The sequence below is a fragment of the Planctomycetota bacterium genome, from assembly GCA_016235865.1.
Taxonomy (GTDB): Bacteria; Planctomycetota; MHYJ01; order JACQXL01; family JACQXL01; genus JACRIK01.
The window spans coordinates 40,207-58,586 of record JACRIK010000033.1 but is presented as its reverse complement, the minus strand read 5'-3'; the positions used below and the strand labels follow the sequence as shown (position 1 = coordinate 58,586).

Genomic DNA, 18,380 nt, shown 5'->3' with positions numbered 1-18,380 from the left:
TCTTTCTTCATTGATCCGTAAATCAGAGCCCTAATTCCTTTAACTTCTCCGGTGTGGGCTTGCCGTTCTTGTCCCAGCCGCGCACATTATAATATTCATCCAGGAGTATATCTATATTGGCCTTGCTGATGATACTGCCCTTGGTCGGGCCGTTGACCACGGTCTCCTCATACCACCGGGCCGGCGGATAATCAAACTGTCGGCCGAAGGTCTGGGTGTGTTCCTTAATCAGGAACAGCCGGGTCAGGTTCCAGACCCGCTCCGATGCCTTGAGCATTTCATCCCAGGTAAAGTCCAAGCCGGTGGCGGCCTTGAGCAACTGCGGATAATAATCCAGTTTAAGTTCCAGCTCCACCCACTGCAGGCGGCAGCAGCCGACCATATCGAAAATCGGCCTGATGTGCTGAAGCTCCACCACCTTCTTGGCTTTGCCTTCGATGATGTCGCGGCCGACCTGGATGTCGTGGGTAATGGCCCAGGCCCGGTTGTGATGGGCGCCGATGTCGCAGGTCATATAGGCCAGCATCATGGCCGGGGCATTGCGTGATTCGTAGCCGGAAATCTCCAGTCCCTTGACTTGCATGGCGAATTTCTCGGAGCCTTTACCCAATTTCTCGGAAGCAATCTTTACGCCGTCAGCCAGAAGGTTTCCGATACCCTGGCGGCGGGCAATCATATTTATTATCTTGTCAAAGGCCTCGATACTGCCGAACTTCCAGTCCATCCCTCCGGTATCTTTTTTAGTAATAATACCCTTTTCATAGCACTCCATGGCAAAGGCCACCACCGAGCCGCCGGAAATAGTGTCAATGCCCAGTTCATCACAGATATAATTGGCGTAGGTCAGATCAGCCATGTTGCCGATGGCGCAGTCGCCGCCGATAAGCGCGGCCGTCTCGTATTCCGGGCCTTCGACATAATAATCCTTGTTGTTCCTGACGGTCTTGGCGTATTTGCCGCAGGCGCACGGGCAGCCGAAACAGGCCTTGTGATTAACCAGGGTCTGCTTGACCAGCTCGTCGCCGGAAATATTCTCGTAGCCCTTCAAACTGCCGCTCTGGAAATTGCGGGTCGGGAAAGAGCCCTGCTGGTTGGACCAAACGGTCACGCCGGCCGTACCCTGGGCCACCCACTGTTTCCAGCCGGTATGCTTGAAACAGTCGGCAAAGGCCTGTTTGCCTATTTCCAAAAGTTTATCCGGGTCAGCCACCTTGAGCGACTTGGTGCCTTTTACGGCCACGGCCTTGAGGTTTTTCGAGCCCATAACCGCGCCGATACCGGTCCGTCCGGCCTGACGTCCGAAATCGTGGGAAATGCAGGCGAATTTGATTTTGTTCTCGCCAGCCGGGCCGATGGTGGCTATTTCAAACTCCCGACCCAGGTCGTTCTTGAGCATGTCTTCGGTTATAATTGCGCCCTGGCCCCAGTATTTCGCGGCATCGCGAATTTCCACCTTGTCGTTATTGATATAGAGATAAACGGGCTGAGCAGCCGCGCCTTCAATGATAATCACGTCGTAGCCGGCGTATTTTACCTCAGCCGCCAAATGGCCGCCCATATTGCTGTCACCGTAGGAATTGGTAGCCGGTGATTTAGCCGCAAAGGTAATCTTGCCGCCGGCCGGCAGGAACAAGCCCGCCAAGGGGCCTGAGGCAATAAGAACTTTATTATCCGGGCCCATCGGGTCAATACCGGGCTTTAATTCGTCGTAGAGAATCCGGGCGGCAAAACCGCGCCCGCCCAAATAATCCCGGACCAGTTTCCCGGGCAGGGGCTCAGTGGTTATCTTACCATTAGAAAGATTGACTCTTAATATCTTACCGCCGTAACCGAACCCGAAGGGACTGCGTTCAGCGAACATATGATTCTCCTAATCTAATGCGTCCTGCGCCTTGCGCTCTGCGTCAGGTGTTAAAACGCACAACACAGGACTCACGACGCACCAACGTTAGTCTTTCAGGAATAACACCTTGGTTCCGCAGAGCGGGATGCATTCCTTGCACAGGTCGCACTTTATGGGCACCGGGCTGTCCTCGTGCAGGAACATCACCTGGGTCGGGCAGGCCTTGACGCATTCGCCGCAGCCGGTGCATTTATCGGCATCAATGATATAGATGCCGGATTTCTCGGAGATGGCCTCGACCGGGCAGACGCTGGCGCAGGTGCCGCACTGGTTGCAGACCCGCACTTCGTAATGGCCCGGCTTGGGAAATTTGGCATCGACCGCCAGCGCGGCCTTCTTGGGATTTACCTCCTTGAAATGATATAACGAACAGACGGTCAGGCAGACCCGGCAACCCGTGCACTTACTGGAATCGGCGTCTAAATACATGGCTCAAACTCCTCTCCTGCAATATATATATAGAAAATAATTATATCAATTTATTCACATCAAGGTCAACGAAAAGTAGCTAACCATTTTTATTGACCCGGTTATAAATTATAGTATTATCATCTTTATGCCGGCATTGATTTTATTACTGGTCTTGCTGTTATGCGGATGCAATTCATCGAAGCCCGTCGCACCCCAGGTCTCCCGGATTTTGCCGACCCGGATTCCGGCCCAGATTAAAGAGAAATCCGTTATCGGCATCGTGCCGGTGGTATCACCTGAGCCGTCCCGGAAAAAGGATTTCTACGACTATTTCCTGCCTCCGCCTGATAAGGATAAATACGAGCAATCCAGACGCTATACCGCCATAATGGCTAATAAGATTAAAGATGACCTGGAACAGAAAGGCTTTGTGCCGTTTGTGGCCACTCTAGCCCGGACCGAGGATCTTTATGCGCCTGAATTCTTTGAGGTGCTGAAGATATCCTGCCCGGCTGATTATTGCCTGCTGGTTTACCTTTATGAACTGACCGACAGCGAAACCAAGGTCGGAAGATTAGCGCCTGAAAAAGCAGGCGGCTATCCGGTCGAGCAATGGCAGCAGGACTCCGCGGCCCGCGCCCGGATTGAACTCTATGAATCAGCCAATATGAATCTCATCTGGCGGTATGACGTGACCGCCAAGGCCCTGATGCTGACAGAGAAGAAAATATCGGGCAGCAAGCCGCTGGACGACCTGGCTTATTCCCTGGAGCAACCGCACTATTACGAACAGATTAATAATGAAGTCATCTTGAAAACCGTCCAGGAAATGATGGAATCATTCAAGCCACTGGCGGTTAATATAAATTTCAGCCATAAAGTCAAGGCGGACATCTACCTTTATGACGGAAAGGTGGCGAACGATAATCTGCTCAAGGATGTCACCATAACCATTACCAGCATCGCGCTCATTAAAACAGATACGTCTTACCATATAAGTAAAGAACCGGCTTTAGCAGTAACCCAGCAGTTTACCACCGATCCCAACGGCCAGGTCAGCGTGGAATTACCCGAGGGGTTTTACCGAATTGAAGCCGTCATTTCTTCAGGGACGGGCGAACCAAGAATTAATTCCTTTCAGACCCTGATCATCGGCGATGTCAGAAGAATAAATATCATACTGCCGTGATAAAAGACCTTTTTCAGCCTTCATCAATCGCGGTTATCGGCGCATCGCGCGAACCGGGCAAACTGGGACACACCACCCTCAAGAATATCATCACCAGCGGTTATAAAGGACGGATATACCCGGTCAACAAGAATGCCGATGAAATATTGGGGCTGAAATGTTATCAGGATGTCCAAAGCGTTCCGGGCGATATTGACCTGATAATATTCTCGGTCCCGGCGCCGTTTGTCCTGCCCATACTTAAATCCGCCGTTGAGTCCAAGAAAAATCTCAAGTCGGCCATTATTATCACAGCCGGATTCAAGGAAATCGGGCTGGAAGGCGCCCGGATGGAAAAGGAAATCCGCCAGGTCTTCAAGGATAACGATATCCGAGCCATCGGCCCGAACGGTGTGGGATTCATCGACCTGGTCACCCCGCTTAACGCCACCTTCCTGCCGGCGGATAAATTGCCGCCGCGCGGACAGATTACCTTCTTCTCTCAGTCCGGCGGGCTGTGCATGGCTATTCTCGACTGGACCATCCAGGAACAAATCGGCATCTCCAAACTAATCAGCCTAGGCAATAAAATCGACGTCGACGAGATAGATCTGATAGATTACCTGGCCGCAGACAAGGATACAAACGTAATCCTCGGCTACCTTGAGGCGATAGAAAACGGCCGCAGGTTTATGGAGGTGGCCAGGCGGGTGAGCAAGATAAAGCCGATTGTCATGGTCAAAGGCGGCTCGAGCGTGGCCGGTTCACGGGCGGCCTCGTCACATACCGGTTCTTTGGCCGGTCAGGACCGGGCTTACCAGGCAGGGTTTCTGCAATCCGGCGTCATCCGAGTCGACACGCTGCCGGAGTTATTCGACGTAGCCCGGGCCTTTGCCACCTATTCCGGCTCACCGGACACATCGAAAGACATCAGCCTCAAAGGCCCGCGCATCGCCATCATCACCAACGCCGGCGGGCCGGCCGTCATGGCCACGGACCAGATTGAGAAATCCAAAATACTCCAGATGGCCCAGTTCACCGAGGAAACCATTGCCAAACTGCGCGCCGGATTCCCGCCCGGGGCTAATTTCTATAACCCGATTGACGTGATTGCCGACGCCACCTACGAACGTTACTCCCTAGCCCTAGAGTCGGCCCATAACGATAAAAACGTGGACGGATTACTGGCCGTATTGCTGCCGGCCAGCAAGGAAAAACAGCCCGAGGCCATTGCCCGGGCCATCGTGGAGATGTTCCGGAAGTCCCGGAAACCTATCCTGGCCTGCTTTATGGGCGGAGAGATTGCCTCGCGCGGGGTGGAACTGATTAAACAGGCTGGCATCCCCTGCTATCCCTACCCGGAACAAGCCATCACCGCATTTAAAGCCATGTTCCAGTATTCCAGCTGGCAGAATTCAGAGCAAAGAGCGAGCGGCGTAGAGCGTATAGCAAAAATATCAAAAGGCTCTAAGCCCTATACTCTATGCGCTAAAACATTAAGTTCAGGCGAAACCATCACCACTGATGAGGTGATGAAGGTAATTAACGATTATGATATCCCGATTCCGGATTTCAAACTGGCCCAGTCACTGGACCAGGCCCTGGAATATGCTGAGGCCATCGGATATCCGGTGGTGCTCAAACTCATCTCGGCCGAATTCTCGCACAAGACCGATGTGGGCGGGGTAAAACTGAATATCCATACGCCGGCCGAATTAAACAAGGCCTACCGGGAGATTATTGAAAGCGTGTCCCGGCTCTCGGCCAGCGCCGCCATCAAGGGCATCATGGTCCAGAAAATGGTGGCCGGCGGCCAGGAAATCATTATCGGCGTATCGCGCGACCGCCAGTTCGGGCACCTGATAATGTTCGGGCTGGGCGGCATCTATGTGGAAGTCTTGAAAGACGTGTCATTCAGATTGGCGCCTCTGAAGATGTCCGATGTCGAGGCCATGATCCGCGAGATAAAAACCTATCCGCTCCTCAAAGGCATCAGAGGGCAGGAACCATCCGACCTGCAGAACCTCAAAGAAACCATTTTAAAGATCTCGCAACTGGTGACCGATTTTCCCCAGATTGCCGAACTGGATATAAATCCGTATAAATTGTTCTCGAAAGGCGGTATTGCTATTGATGCAAGGATTACCATAGCATAGAGCAAAGAGCATAGAGCACAACACGCTCTACGCTACACGCTCTACGCTCAACAAGGAGTGCTACATGAAAACACTATTCATCTCTTCGGTCAATGACGCGGCCGGCAAGAACATGGTCATTGCCGGCATTGGCAAGAAAATGCTGGCCGACAAATACCGGGTCGGCTTCCTCAAGCCGCTGGCCAACAAGCCGCACCTGCACGAGCGGGTAACCAGCGATGAGGACGCGGTCTTTTTCCAGAACATATTCCAACTGGAAGAGCCGGTCAAGCACCTAACCTCGCTGGTGGTCAATGACGAACTCTTCAGGAATATCATTGCCGGCAAGGAAAGGATAAATCTGTCCGAAAACGTCAAGGCCAGCATCGCCAAACTCTCCGGTAAGAAGGACGTGCTTCTGGTCAAGGGCCTGGGCCGGTTCTACCGCGGCTCGTCTTTGGGCTTAAGCGAACACCATCTCATCCGGGATTTCAACTGGCCGACCATCCTGATTGACGGATTCCAGGCCAACCGCTTCGCCCTGCCGCTGGACATCATTGACGGATTCATTATGGCCAAAAAAGTCCTGGGAAATCTCCTGTCCGGCGTGATATTCAACTACGTGCCAGCCAACCAGATTGAATACCTTAAGGACAGAATCGTCCCGTTCCTGGAAAAGGAGCACAAAATAGAAACCCTGGGTATCATCCCGGCCCTGCCCCGCCTAAAGGCCCTGTCCATCCGGGAACTCAAAACCATGCTCAATGCGGAACTGCTTTCCGGCACTGACAAGGAAGACAGTATCGTCGAGGAATTCTGCATCTCGACCATGAACATGGAAAACGACATAAAGTATTTCCGGGATACCAGATGCAATGCGGTCATCGTCAGCGGCGACCGGGTCGAGATCCAACTGGCCGCCCTGGAAAGCCAGATTGAATGCCTGATCCTGACCGGCAAACTCTATCCGCCGGATATCGTCCTGTCCAAGGCCGAGGAGATGAACGTGCCGGTTCTGGTGGTCCGGGACACCTCGCTGGAGACCTCGCGCAAGATAGAGCGCCTGAGAAAACATTTTGGACTATATACGCCGTCCAAGATTGACGAGGCCATCAAGCTGGTCCAGAAGAACGTTAATATCAAGGCGCTTTATAAGAAGTTAGGATTGTAATGGGAAACCTATTATTCGGCACAGCCGGGGTGCCCAGAAGTTCCAGTGAACCGCATACCATAGCCGGGCTGGCCCGCATCAAGGAATTGGGCCTGGGCGCCATGGAACTGGAATTCGTCCAGGGCGTGCGTATGGGCGAGGCGCTAGCTAAAGAGGTTAATAAAAAGCGCCAAGAATTAGGACTAACCCTGACCGTCCATGCGCCCTACTTTATCAATCTCAATGCCCATGAGCCGGAGAAAATAGACGCCAGCAAGAAACGGATATACGACAGTTGCCGCATCGGCGCGCTCTGCGGCGCTGTCAACGTCACCTTCCATGCCGGGTTCTATCTGGGCGACCCGGCGGACAAAACATATCAAACCATCAGAAATAATCTTAAGGAAATCATCAGCCGTCTCAATAAGGATAAAATAGATATCAGATTGACCCCGGAACTCACCGGCAAGGCGTCACAATTCGGCTCGCTCGAGGAACTAATCAAATTGGCTGAAGAATTACCTATCGGCATGTGTATTGACTTCTCACATCTGCACGCGCGTAGCGCAGGAAAATATAATTCTTACCAAGAATGGACCGATGTCCTAAAACAGATAGCCAAGGAATTAGGCTCCGGGTTCCTAAAGAATCTGCATATCCACACCTCCGGCATCAAGTATTCTGACAAGGGCGAACAGGAGCATCTCAACCTGCCGGAGTCGGACATGAATTACAAGGATTTATTAAAGGCGCTAAAGGAACACCAGGTGGGTGGGATATTAATCTGCGAGAGCCCGAACCTGGAAACCGATGCCCTGCTGATGAAAAAACACTACGAAGCAATATAACCGCAGAGGCGCAGAGAATAAAAAAGCCCTGCAGTGTATACTGCAGGGCTTTTAATAATCCGATCGCCTTGTTTACGGCAAGTCATTGACTCCAAGTGTATCCCTTGTAAGAATACCGGGAATGGCATTATCTTTTAGCGGGTTTGAAGGTGCAGGACCGCTAAGCGCCCCCTGGATGATAAAATTCGTTTTATTCCTGATAATATAGAAATTCACCCCTAATTGGTAACTCATAGTCGCATACAATGGTAATGATGGAGTAGGATCAAATCCGGTCGGGTTTGCAACTACCTGCGGAATAATCCAGTCAGCCATAGCCACTGATGTCCTGATAATATCTCCGGCTGTCACAGACGGAAGTGTGTATCCCGAACCATCCATCTGGGATTTGATAGTGGCCAGAAGTGTATGCGATAGGCAGGTTTTAATGGAAGTAACCATTGCCTGCAGAGCCGGCGTGGTGGTCACGGCATAATTCGTAAAAGTAATATAGGTCAGGGCATATCCCTCGCCGGTAATTATCTGGTCCATTATGGAAAGGAATGAATAAATGGCTATGGACGACCTGATCTGAACCAGTTCGGCCTCAGTCACGGCGGTCAGGTCATTAACCCCGGCCATCGGGTTCTTGGTCAGGTCTGTAACTGTGATTCCGGCCAATCCGGCGCCGGTCAGGACATCAACCACATTTTCCGCGGTCCAGCCGTTGGCCAGAAGCGTGGTCAAAGGCGAAGCCACCAGCGACTCAGTGATTGAGGTCACCTCTCTTTTAACGATGCCGGTGTAGCTTACGCCGTTATGGAGCGGGCCGATGACCGTATTGCTCAGGACTATAAATGAGCCGGTGGTTAACGGGCTGGAAAATGTAAATAGGCCATTGGCATCAGTCAAGCTGGACAACTGCTCGCCTGTATCCTGGACTTCGTCGCCATCCAGGTCTTCAAAAAACTTGGCGCCGACAATATACGGGTCAACCGCGATGTGTTTTACCGTGGTGTCTCCGGAACTCCCGCTGCTGCTGCCCCCGCCGCAACTGTAGCCGACCACGATCAGCGCGGCCAGCACCACGGCGATTACTATCATTTTCTTCATATAACACCCCTTTCATTACTTTTAAATTATATAACCACAAAGACCCTAAGAAGTCAAGAAAAACCAGCCGTAAAATATAAACACGAATAAGACGAACCCGTAGGGACCGCGTCCAGCGAATAAAGGCGAATAACACGAATTATTGTTTATAGCGGATTTATTCGTGCCATTCGTTCTTTTCGTGTGATTCGTGTTTGTGTTTTCGTGCCTTAGTGACTTAGTGGCTGTATTTTGAGCCGCTCCACCACCTTGCGGGTCCGGGTCTGGGCGAATTCCCAGACATATTCATAGAGATGCAGACCCTTGGAACAGGCGATTATTTCGCCGTCCTCGACCCCGATTTCGGACGCCATATACTCCTTCAGGAGCTGCAGCCCGGCCAGGTTGGACGGCAGTCCGGCCCAGAGGTCCCAGGAGCGGAAATAAATCATGAAATGGAGTTTGCCGTAGCGGATGCGCGTGTCGATGATGCGCAGGCACGGCGGGTCGACCAGCTTGATGTCCGAGGGCATGCCGATTTCCATCACGGCCTGGTTGGTGCCGAATCCCTGATTCTTGTAAATCTTGATGACCTCTTCAATCTGGTTGACCTGGAGCGGCATTTCCTTGAGCATGCTTTTGAATGAACCGTCACTGGACACCGGCCTCTCGCCAACTAAGCGGGCGCCGTAGGTATAATCCTCGTTCTCCTGCTTGTCGCCGGTCAGCAAGTAATTCATATACTGTTCCACGTATTCCAGCGAGGTCGGGGCCGGGATGCCGCAACCCTCGGGCATGAGCGGGATAATCGGCCGGTGCGACGGGTTGCGCACCTGGATAAAGGCGTAATCGAATTCCAGCCGGCGCTGCCCGGCAAAACTGCCCCGGGTGATGGTATAGACGTGGCCGTGGTCTAGAATCTTATTCAGGGCCTGGAACCAGGCGTCATCCAAATCAAATGCCTCGATAAATACCGGGGTTAACTTACCTTCGGTCTCTGACATATTTAATTCCTCTGTAAACTGATTAAGCGGATAATACGGATTAAGCCGATTGACGCCATAAATCCGTTTAATCAGCAAAATCTGCTAAATCCGCTTACTTATTCTTGATATTTATTACGTATTTATCTACAAGATAATCATAATGATTACCAGAAAAATCGCCTTTGTAATCTTTTGCATTTCTGTCCTGCTTATCGGACTTGCCCAATCCGCCCCGAAAGAAGAAAAGAAGACCCTGCCGCCGGAACTGCAGAACCAGGTCAATGACGCCATCAGCAAGGGCACCGAATACCTCTACAAATACGTCGCTTCGGAGGAATTGGATACGGTACCGCTCAGGGATTACAACGGATTCGACCATACCATGCGCTATGCCGACCTGATTCTCTACACCCTGGCCCATTGCGGCGTGGCCACCAACGAGGACTGGGACAAATTCTTACAAAGGGTGACCGAACTGAAACTGGACAAGGTCTATCACGTCTCCTTGCAGGCCATAGCCCTGGAGCACATCGACCGGGAAAAATACCAGGCCCGGATTGCCGACTGCGCCCAGTATCTGGTCGATACCCAGTGCAAGAACGGCCAGTGGAGTTACGGCACCGAGCGGACCTCGCCCCGCTGGGTCAAGACCGGCCAGGGCAAGGAAAAGATAGTCGTGACCGGCAACGGCCAGAAGACCCCGGCTCCCAAGGCATCATCAGGTTCGACCCAGTCGAAGAAGATAACGCCGATAAAGATAACCGGCGCGCCCCAGGGCCCGGCTGACGGCGACAACTCCAATACCCAATATGCCATCCTGGGCCTGAGGGCCTGCATCGAAAGCAACGTCTCGGTGCCGGAGGCCACCCTGAAATCAGCCCAAAAGTGGCTGCTGGCCTGCCAGAACAAAAACGGCTCCTGGGGCTATTGCTCGCTGGGGATGACATCAACCGGCTACGGCTCAATGACCGTGGGCGCGCTGGGCACCCTGGCCATTACCAAATATTACCTCAAAGAGTTGAAAGACGTAAACAGCGAACCCTGGTTCAACAACGGCCTGAAATGGGTGTCCTGGAATTACACGGTCAGCAAGAATCCCGAGGGCGACCCGCGCTGGCTCTACTACTACTTATATGCCATGGAGCGGCTGGGGGTATTGGCCGAGCAGGAGAAAATCGGGAATAATAGTTGGTACTCAGACGGCGCCAAGTTCCTGGTGGCCAAGCAGTCCGAGACAGGCGAATGGAACGACAATCTTTCCGACACCTGTTTCGCCCTGTTATTCCTGACCAAGGCCACCAAACCGTTGAAGATAGTAACTACAGGGAAATAAAATAACGCCCTGCCTCCGGTGAACCCAATCCATAAGTTATGGGCTGGGTGAACAATCGGGGCTAATAATGACTTAATACCAACAAAATATACGATTTTGGTTGACATTTATGGTGAAGAGGGTATGTTATTTATAAATACTTGCTGGGACATCTCTGATTTTGATTCGGCAGATTCGAGGGATATGACAACGAAAGAACGAACGGCTAAATTAATTCTAATAGGGATGATATTTTTTGCCATTGCCGGCTCTATGCTTCTTTCTTATGTAATAATGTACACCGGGTATGGCATTCCCGGAATTAGAACTGCAACAAAAGAGAAGCACCCGATATTTAGTGTTTATGTCGTTCTTACCCCCGAACCGTCCCAAAGGATATCAAGCCCAGATGGCAGGGATTGGTGTATTTGTACCTGGACAGTAGTAGGCAGCGCCGTGATGAACAAGGAATCTTATAATGACAATGCTCGAGTCACTGATATTATAGTAACAGCAAACTTTGTAGGAGGGTCAGTAGGCGGGGAAAAGGTTGAGGTAATCACAGTAGATAGATATGTAAAAAAGCCATTTCCAGACGACCCACTCATGTATACGAGAGAATATAGGATAGAGGCCACTTGCGTGAGCGGTTCAACGACTGAGATAAGTGCCACGGCAATTTCAACTATTATAGACCCAAATACTGGAGAACGTAAATCTAAAACTTACACTAAAAGAATTAAGTGCGAGCACTGATTTTGGGACGCGGGACACATTCAACCGGTCGGAATGGTTCGTGGGACAGTCCCGCCCTTGATCCTGCCTACCGGCAGACAGGCCGATAGGTGGGATTTCTTCCCCGATGGTAGAGGAAAGTTCCCGGAGTGTCCACGGATGTTTCGGGGGCGTCCACGGATGGTTCGGGGGCGTCCACGGATGTTTCGGGGACGTCCACGGATGGTTCGGGGACGTCCACGGATGTTCGGGGGCATACACGGAAGCTCTGGGGACATACGGCAAAGTCCTGGGTATATCCCTCAAATATAAATAGAATAAGGACTTATAAGAAAGTGGCTCCGTTGGCGTCATCTAACTGGAGTTCGGGGGCAAGCCATACTTTCGTAGAAATACAACAAATATCCTCTTTTTATACCCCCCTATGAGGGTCTGTAGACGCCACTACTCCATAGCGCCAGAAGATTACCTCTATAGCGCCTAGAGCTTACCTCTATAACGCCTGGAGCTTACCTCCACAGCGCCTAGAACTCACCTCTATAACGCCTGGAATACACCTATGTTGGCACCTATGCAGGGCCTGGAATGCACCTATGTGGGACCTGGAATGCACCTACGCAGGGCCTGGAATGCACCTATGTAGCGCCTGGAATATACCTAATGCAGGCCGGAAGTACTACCCCCCACCCTCCCCCCTCCCCCTTTAACAAAGAGGCATGAAAAAAGCCCGGCACCCGGATATTATCCGGATACCGGGCTGGTGAATACCTTGCCTTATTATATAATCCTCAATTAACCTGCGTCACTTCGTGTACTCGGATTCACGGATAATTTAATTCTTAAATTATCCTTAGTTCCTGGCCGACTTTCTTTATTTTGTCCAATGCAAACCTTAGTTCTTCTTCGGTGTGACCGGCGGTGACGATGGTCCGAATCCGGGCCGCGCCTTTGGCCACCATCGGGAACACTATCCGCAACCCGAACACGCCTTCTTCAAAGAGTTTCTGGCTGAACTGCTCGGTCTTGACCTCGTCTCCGATGATAATCGGCGTAATCGGGGTCTCGGACCGGCCGGTATTAAAGCCCATCTTCTGGAGTTCGGTCTTGAAGAGTTTGCTGTTGGACCAGAGTTTTTCATGGCGCCAGGTTTCTTCCTGGACGATTTCCATGGCCGCGATGCAGGCCGCGGCTACGCCCGGAGGATGGGCCGTGGTGAACAGGAACGGCCGGGCGGACTGAATCAGATAATCCCTCAGGTTCTGCGAGCCGGCGATATAGCCGCCTAATGAACCCATGGCCTTGGAGAGCGTGCCCATGTCAATGTCCCACTTGCCCTGCAGGCCAAAATGGTCCACCGTGCCGCGCCCGTTCTTGCCCAGCACGCCTTCGCCGTGCGCGTCGTCAACCATGGTGAACGCTCCGTATTGTTTGGCTAATTTAGCGATATCAGGCAGCGGCGCGATGTCGCCGTCCATGCTGAATACGCCGTCCGTGATAATCATAATGCGCGGCGCGCCCTGGCTCTCCTTCAGCACCTTTTCCAGTTCGGACATATCCTTATGTTTATAGACCTTGCGCTGGGCCTTGCTTAAGCGCACGCCGTCAATGATGCTGGCATGGTTGAGCTCGTCGCTGATGACCACGAACTTTTCGTCCTCGCCCTTGACCTTGCTGGAGAGCAGGGCCTGGATGACGCCCCGGTTGGCCGCGATGCCGGCCACGAACACCAGAGATGCCTCCATGTGCTTGAATTCAGCCAGTTTCTTTTCTAATTGGGTGTGGATTTCCATGGTGCCGATGATGGGCCGAACCGAGGCCGTGCCGGCGCCCCATTTTTCGGTCGCCTCTATCATCGCCTTTTTCATCTTGGGGTGGTTAGCCAGCCCGAGATAGTTATTGGATGAGAGATTGACCACCTTTTTGCCGTTGACGATGCAGGTCGCCGCCTGCTCGCTGCCCAGGGTCCGTAACGGCTGATACAAGCCCTGCGCTTTCAGGTCGTCCAGTTCCTTCTGAAGGAAATCTAAACCAGCCATAGCTACTCCTATTCTTTAGAGCCAGTTAGGAATATATTGACTTATCCCTCTAACGGGATCCCGTTGAGGGACTGGCTCTTATCCCGGCAGTATTTGCCGGGATATATATCCGTTTTAGACGGTTTGTTTTACTTGCATAGGTTTTGTGACCTTGCCGGCCGAGAGGCACCGGGTGCAGACCCGGATGCGTTTGGTCTTGCCGTCCACCATGGCCCGGAGATACTGAAGATTGGGCTTATACCAGCGCCGGGTGATGCCGGTAATCTTTTTGCCGACGCCGCCTTTTTTCTTGGCCAAGCCCCGGCGGGAGATTTGGTTGCCGGTTGAGGGCTTCTTACCGCAGATTTGACAAGTCCAAGACATAATAGGTTATCCTTTCTATAGAGATTTTCCAAGTAGCGTATTTAGGGGATATAAACAAAGTATAAGAAAGGTGTCAAGAAAAAAGAGGCGGACAAAACCTTAAAATGGGAGTAACCCCGATATGCATCGGGGTAACTGTCCGTATGCTCACGTGGTTTCGTTCCGCTCCAGTAGGTGCTCACGGTCACACTTCGTTTAGTTCGCACGGACAGTAAAAATCGGGGCGAGTGGATTCGAACCACCGACCTCTTGCACCCCAAGCAAGCGCGCTAAGCCATCTGCGCTACGCCCCGACATAACGATATAGAAATAGTATAGCAACTGCACCGAGCAAAAGCAATTTATTGCGTTAAAGATAATGATACTTTTGCGATGCCCAGGGAAGACGGCCCGATGCCGTCTCAAGTCAACTTAAACCTAACCGGGATTTCCACTTTGCTCGGCACCGGCCGGCCTTTTTTGGTAGCCGGGATAAATATCCAGCCCCGGACGGTCTTGACCGCCGCGTCATCGAGCAATTTATATCCGGATGATTTAGCAATTTTAACGTCTTGTGCCAAGCCTTTGGCGTTTATTTCCACGGATAAAACCACCAGCCCCTCCTGTCCGAGCTGGCGGGCCAGGCGCGGATAAGGCGGCAGTTTATTGGAGCCGTCCAGGATCGGCCGGGCCTCGGTCGAGTAATCCGAGGCGGTGGCATCGGCCGGCTTATCCGGCTGTGAAAGCGCCGGCGCATTGTCGCCCAGGATGGTGATTTCCGGGAATTTCTCCGGCTCCAGCGGCTCGACCTTGAAGTCAGCCGGATTAATCCGGTCCGGCTCGAAATCAACCGAGATGGCCTCGGGCTTGATATAAACAGTAATGGGCGAGGTATCCGGCTGTGGTTTACCGGAGCCGGGCGATAAGATAAACGCGCCCAGGATAATGGCGTGCGCTGCGGCTGATATCAAGACGTAGAGCGACAGGCCGGTCGTCCAGGATGACGGGCGGCTGAGGAAATAAATTATAGCGCGCAGTTTCAGCATAGGTTATTCAGACAGAGACAGTATCTTTTCGGCGCCGGGCGGCAGGGCCGGCGTCCGGGTCCTTATTTCTTCGATAATGCCGGTTATCGAAATATTGCTCGATTCGCCTTCAATATTCATTATTATCCGATGCCTGAGCACGGGCAGGATCATCTTCAGGACATCGTCCTGGGCAACGTGGAGCCGTCCCTGCATCAGGGCCGAGACCTTGGCGGCCAGGATAACGGCCTGGGCGGCGCGCGGTCCGGCGCCGTAACGGACATATTTCCGGACCAGGCCGGTCGCGTATTCCGTATCCGGCTGGCTGGCCAGGACCAGCTTGCTGACATATTCCACCAGATTAGCCGCGACCGGAATTTGGCGGATGAGCGACTGGTATTTTATAATCTGCTCGCGATTAATCAGGGGAGAAACGGTTACCTGTTTTTCCGTGGTGGTCCGGTTGATAATCTCCTTGAGTTCAGGCAGGCCGGGCTGGGGCATGACCAGCTTGAACAGGAAGCGGTCCAGCTGCGCCTCGGGCAGCGGGTAAGTCCCTTCCATCTCTATCGGGTTCTGGGTGGCCACGACGGTAAACGGCGTTTCGATCCGGTGTTTGATTCCGCCGGCCGTGACGGTGAGTTCCTGCATGGCCTCGAGCAGGGCCGATTGGGTCTTGGGCGTGGCCCGGTTGATTTCATCGGCCAGGATGATATTATTAAAGACCGGTCCGGGCTGGAACTGGAAGCCACGGCGGCCGTCCGCGTCCTCGACGATGATATTGGTGCCGGTGATATCGGCCGGCATCAGGTCCGGGGTGAACTGGATGCGGGCAAAGTTAAGCCCGAGCGCCTGGCTCAGGGCCTTGACCAGGAGAGTCTTGCCGATACCGGGCACGCCCTCGAGCAGGATATGCCCGCCGGCTAACAGCCCAATGATAAGCTGGTCAATCACCTCGTCGTAGCCGACCATCTGGAGTTTTATCCCGGCCTTGAGTTCGGCCAGCCTGTCCCGCGCGGTCTTAAGTTCGGCTTCTATCATACTCTATATTAAACGAAATATCCGGCAGCCGGCTCAATCTTTTTGTTATTTTATTCTCGCCCGGCCGGCTCTATGTATCCGCTTTCGAATCCCTCCTCTGGCTGTGATTGGGTATTTTAAGAATCTCGCGGTATTTGGCGATGGTCCGGCGCGAGATGGTGAAATTCTTTTGCTTGAGCGCATCGACTATCTTGGCATCGCTTAACGGATGCGCCTTATCCTCCTGGTCCACTATTTCCTTTAAGGCCGACAGCAGTGCCGGCTGGGCATAGAAATCGCCGTCCGCGGTTTCAGAGGTGCTGGAGAAGAAGAATTTCATGCTGTACAACCCGTGCGGCGTCTGGACGTATTTATTGGCCAGGATCCGGCTGACGGTGGAAAGATGAACGCCGTTGGCGCCGAGTTTCCGGGCGATGTCTTTCATCATCAGTGGCTTGAGGTGCTCAATGCCCTTATCAAGAAAATCCCGCTGGATCAGCACAATCTGTTCGGCAATCTGCCTGAGCAGGCTGCCGCGCAGTAAAATGGCTTGCAACAGTCCGGCGGCATCATTGATTTTATCGCGGACAAAGGTCCGGGTGGGCTTGTCGGTATTTTTATCGGCCATCAGCTTCCGGTAATACTGGCTGATGACCAGGGACGGGAAATATTCGCTCTGGACCTTGATTTCGTAATTATCCTCGACCCGGCTGATGATGACATCGGGCACGATATAGGGAATATTTTCCGATGAAAACCCGGCCGAGGGATGCGGGTTGAGCAGTTTAATCTCCTCGGCCGCCTTTTGTATCTCCTCGAGCGTCCGATTCAACAATTTGGCCAAATTGGGCAGTTTATACGGCTCGATCTGGTCCAGATGCCGGGTAATCAACAGATGTTTAAGTTCCAATTTGGGGTCATCTTCGGACAGCTGCATGAGCAGGTATTCGGCCAGGTTGCGCGCGCCGGCGCCGGGCGGGTCGAGTTTCTGGATGAGTTTCAACGCCTTTTCCGCGGTTTCCAGCGGAACCCGGCTGGTCTGGGCAATATCTTCCAGCGTTGTCTTGAGAAAGCCGTCATCACTGATATTATAAATAATGTCCTTGCCTAAGGCCTTCATATCCTCGGACAGCTCCATGAGCAGGAACTGAAAATAAAGATAGTCCTGCAGGCTCTCGGGCCGGTCCGGGGTGTTTTGCATGGCCTCCAGTTTCTTATCCGCCATTTCCCGGCCCCGCCACAAACTTCCTTTTGATTCATAATCACGGTCATCATCCAACATCTCCACCACAGTTTCCGGCGCTTCGGCCTCGGCCGGGCGCTGCTCTGGGGCCGGTGCGGGCGGCGTTTCTTTATCATCCGCCGGAGACGGTTCGGCTTCATCGGATATTTCCAGGGTGGGATTCTGCTCCAGTTCCTGATAAATCCGCTCGGTTAATTCCATAGCCGGCAGCAGAAGAAGCTCCAGGTTCTGGATTTGCTGGAGAGAAAGCTTGAGCTTCATCTCCATTTTGGGCAGCATCTCGGCCTTAAATTGATACGGGTTTCTTTCAGGCGTCATAGACCTGTTCTTTCCGCTCACGCAAGGCGTCAATCAAAACCGCCTTGTTGAGATATTCGATATTGCTGCCCGAAGGAATTCCCCGGCCCAGCCGGGTGACTTTTACGGGCAGGGATTTAAGTTCCCGCTGGATATACAGGGCCGTATTGTCGCCCTCCACGGTCGGATTGGTCGAGAGAATTATTTCCTTGGGCTTGTCGGACCTGACCCGCTGGATTAACTGCCGCAAGGTAACATCCTCCGGGCCCTTGTTATCAAGTGGTGAAATCACGCCCTGCAGGATATGGTATAACCCTTTATAGGCGCCGGTTTTCTCTATCTTCCATAAATCCTCGGATTGCTCGACCACGCAGATGACCGTCCGGTCGCGCGAATTATCCGAACAGATATCGCACAGGCCGTTTGACGCGGCGCTCCGATGCTCACGAGCGGAGCGCTCCGCATCCGAAGGCATCGGAGCGCCGGTTAAGTTGAAGCATTTGGAGCAGAATTTTATATTCTTGACCGAATTAATCGATGCCAAAAGCGCCTGACGCGCCTCATCCGGCATCTTCAGGATATGAAAAGCCATCCGTTCGGCCGACCGCTCGCCCATCCCGGGCAATTGGCTTAACTGGAATATCAGGTTGCCCAGGCCGTTGGCGTCTTTCGGGGTTTTATTCAACATGTATTTAATA

At 52.6% G+C, this 18,380-nt stretch carries 16 protein-coding genes and 1 tRNA gene; 6 read left to right on the top strand and 11 right to left on the bottom strand.

All coding sequences use genetic code 11. The features are described from left to right. Positions 1-22: 22 nt before the first annotated feature. Together HZA49_10700 and HZA49_10695 are read right to left on the bottom strand one after the other, a co-directional pair. Positions 23-1,861, bottom strand: a complete 1,839-nt coding sequence (locus tag HZA49_10700) for an aldehyde ferredoxin oxidoreductase family protein (protein MBI5779903.1) — start codon at positions 1,859-1,861, stop codon at positions 23-25. Positions 1,862-1,948: 87 nt separating this feature from the next. Continuing rightward, on the bottom strand, positions 1,949-2,332 hold the full coding sequence (locus HZA49_10695) for a 4Fe-4S dicluster domain-containing protein (protein ID MBI5779902.1): 384 nt from the start codon (positions 2,330-2,332) through the stop codon (positions 1,949-1,951). 127 nt (positions 2,333-2,459) lie between these two features. On the opposite strand from HZA49_10695, the gene HZA49_10690 reads away from it, so the two are divergent. The 4 genes from HZA49_10690 (at position 2,460) to HZA49_10675 (ending at position 7,615) form a co-directional block, all read left to right on the top strand. Beyond that, on the top strand, positions 2,460-3,503 hold the full coding sequence (locus HZA49_10690) for a hypothetical protein (GenBank protein ID MBI5779901.1): 1,044 nt from the start codon (positions 2,460-2,462) through the stop codon (positions 3,501-3,503). Next, on the top strand, positions 3,500-5,638 hold the full coding sequence (locus HZA49_10685; protein ID MBI5779900.1) for an acetate--CoA ligase family protein: 2,139 nt from the start codon (positions 3,500-3,502) through the stop codon (positions 5,636-5,638). The genes HZA49_10690 and HZA49_10685 overlap by 4 nt, the downstream gene beginning before the upstream one ends. A gap of 64 nt (positions 5,639-5,702) precedes the next feature. Then, the gene (locus tag HZA49_10680) at positions 5,703-6,788 is read left to right on the top strand and encodes a phosphotransacetylase family protein (protein ID MBI5779899.1); all 1,086 of its coding nucleotides are present in this window, start codon (positions 5,703-5,705) and stop codon (positions 6,786-6,788) included. Next, positions 6,788-7,615, top strand: a complete 828-nt coding sequence (locus tag HZA49_10675; protein MBI5779898.1) for a TIM barrel protein — start codon at positions 6,788-6,790, stop codon at positions 7,613-7,615. Before HZA49_10680 ends, HZA49_10675 begins: the two co-directional genes overlap by 1 nt. Before the next feature lie 72 nt (positions 7,616-7,687). Here the strand turns inward: HZA49_10675 and HZA49_10670 are convergent, their stop codons facing one another. Together HZA49_10670 and HZA49_10665 are read right to left on the bottom strand one after the other, a co-directional pair. Then, positions 7,688-8,707: a hypothetical protein gene (locus HZA49_10670; protein ID MBI5779897.1), complete on the bottom strand. Its 1,020-nt coding sequence runs from the start codon at positions 8,705-8,707 to the stop codon at positions 7,688-7,690. Positions 8,708-8,916: 209 nt separating this feature from the next. Further along, positions 8,917-9,690 (bottom strand): thymidylate synthase, encoded by a 774-nt coding sequence (locus HZA49_10665; GenBank protein MBI5779896.1) that lies wholly within the window; start codon positions 9,688-9,690, stop codon positions 8,917-8,919. A gap of 142 nt (positions 9,691-9,832) precedes the next feature. Here HZA49_10665 and HZA49_10660 point away from each other — a divergent pair, with 142 nt between their 5' ends. Beyond that, complete coding sequence (locus tag HZA49_10660) at positions 9,833-11,005, top strand: terpene cyclase/mutase family protein (GenBank protein ID MBI5779895.1); 1,173 nt, start codon at positions 9,833-9,835, stop codon at positions 11,003-11,005. Between the two features lie 183 nt (positions 11,006-11,188). Next, positions 11,189-11,740: a hypothetical protein gene (locus tag HZA49_10655; protein MBI5779894.1), complete on the top strand. Its 552-nt coding sequence runs from the start codon at positions 11,189-11,191 to the stop codon at positions 11,738-11,740. Positions 11,741-12,558: 818 nt separating this feature from the next. On the opposite strand, the gene HZA49_10650 is transcribed toward HZA49_10655, so the two are convergent. From HZA49_10650 to recR, 7 genes are all read right to left on the bottom strand, one after another. Next, positions 12,559-13,755 (bottom strand): glycine C-acetyltransferase, encoded by a 1,197-nt coding sequence (locus tag HZA49_10650; GenBank protein ID MBI5779893.1) that lies wholly within the window; start codon positions 13,753-13,755, stop codon positions 12,559-12,561. A 114-nt stretch (positions 13,756-13,869) separates the two neighbouring features. After that, positions 13,870-14,118: a 50S ribosomal protein L28 gene (locus HZA49_10645; protein MBI5779892.1), complete on the bottom strand. Its 249-nt coding sequence runs from the start codon at positions 14,116-14,118 to the stop codon at positions 13,870-13,872. A 218-nt stretch (positions 14,119-14,336) separates the two neighbouring features. Next, positions 14,337-14,411: transfer RNA gene (locus HZA49_10640), tRNA-Pro, on the bottom strand. Positions 14,412-14,519: 108 nt separating this feature from the next. Then, a complete protein-coding gene (locus tag HZA49_10635; GenBank protein ID MBI5779891.1) occupies positions 14,520-15,143 on the bottom strand; it encodes an energy transducer TonB in 624 nt (207 codons plus the stop codon). Between the two features lie 3 nt (positions 15,144-15,146). Next, entirely contained in the window at positions 15,147-16,163 is a 1,017-nt protein-coding gene (locus HZA49_10630; protein ID MBI5779890.1) for a MoxR family ATPase, read from the bottom strand. Positions 16,164-16,233: 70 nt separating this feature from the next. After that, complete coding sequence (rpoN, locus tag HZA49_10625) at positions 16,234-17,703, bottom strand: RNA polymerase factor sigma-54 (GenBank protein ID MBI5779889.1); 1,470 nt, start codon at positions 17,701-17,703, stop codon at positions 16,234-16,236. Beyond that, positions 17,693-18,370: a recombination protein RecR gene (recR, locus tag HZA49_10620; protein ID MBI5779888.1), complete on the bottom strand. Its 678-nt coding sequence runs from the start codon at positions 18,368-18,370 to the stop codon at positions 17,693-17,695. The genes rpoN and recR overlap by 11 nt, the downstream gene beginning before the upstream one ends. Positions 18,371-18,380 lie beyond the last annotated feature (10 nt).

Excerpts from the sequence above, each read along its gene's own strand:
- HZA49_10665 (MBI5779896.1), bottom strand. The coding sequence starts at position 9,690 with ATGTCAGAGACCGAAGGTAAGTTAACCCCGGTATTTATCGAGGCATTT.
- HZA49_10660 (MBI5779895.1), top strand. The coding sequence starts at position 9,833 with ATGATTACCAGAAAAATCGCCTTTGTAATCTTTTGCATTTCTGTCCTG.
- HZA49_10630 (MBI5779890.1), bottom strand. The coding sequence starts at position 16,163 with ATGATAGAAGCCGAACTTAAGACCGCGCGGGACAGGCTGGCCGAACTC.
- HZA49_10700 (MBI5779903.1), bottom strand. The coding sequence starts at position 1,861 with ATGTTCGCTGAACGCAGTCCCTTCGGGTTCGGTTACGGCGGTAAGATA.
- HZA49_10655 (MBI5779894.1), top strand. The coding sequence starts at position 11,189 with ATGACAACGAAAGAACGAACGGCTAAATTAATTCTAATAGGGATGATA.
- HZA49_10680 (MBI5779899.1), top strand. The coding sequence starts at position 5,703 with ATGAAAACACTATTCATCTCTTCGGTCAATGACGCGGCCGGCAAGAAC.
- HZA49_10645 (MBI5779892.1), bottom strand. The coding sequence starts at position 14,118 with ATGTCTTGGACTTGTCAAATCTGCGGTAAGAAGCCCTCAACCGGCAAC.
- HZA49_10650 (MBI5779893.1), bottom strand. The coding sequence starts at position 13,755 with ATGGCTGGTTTAGATTTCCTTCAGAAGGAACTGGACGACCTGAAAGCG.
- HZA49_10635 (MBI5779891.1), bottom strand. The coding sequence starts at position 15,143 with ATGCTGAAACTGCGCGCTATAATTTATTTCCTCAGCCGCCCGTCATCC.
- HZA49_10695 (MBI5779902.1), bottom strand. The coding sequence starts at position 2,332 with ATGTATTTAGACGCCGATTCCAGTAAGTGCACGGGTTGCCGGGTCTGC.
- HZA49_10670 (MBI5779897.1), bottom strand. The coding sequence starts at position 8,707 with ATGAAGAAAATGATAGTAATCGCCGTGGTGCTGGCCGCGCTGATCGTG.
- HZA49_10690 (MBI5779901.1), top strand. The coding sequence starts at position 2,460 with ATGCCGGCATTGATTTTATTACTGGTCTTGCTGTTATGCGGATGCAAT.
- recR (MBI5779888.1), bottom strand. The coding sequence starts at position 18,370 with ATGTTGAATAAAACCCCGAAAGACGCCAACGGCCTGGGCAACCTGATA.
- rpoN (MBI5779889.1), bottom strand. The coding sequence starts at position 17,703 with ATGACGCCTGAAAGAAACCCGTATCAATTTAAGGCCGAGATGCTGCCC.
- HZA49_10675 (MBI5779898.1), top strand. The coding sequence starts at position 6,788 with ATGGGAAACCTATTATTCGGCACAGCCGGGGTGCCCAGAAGTTCCAGT.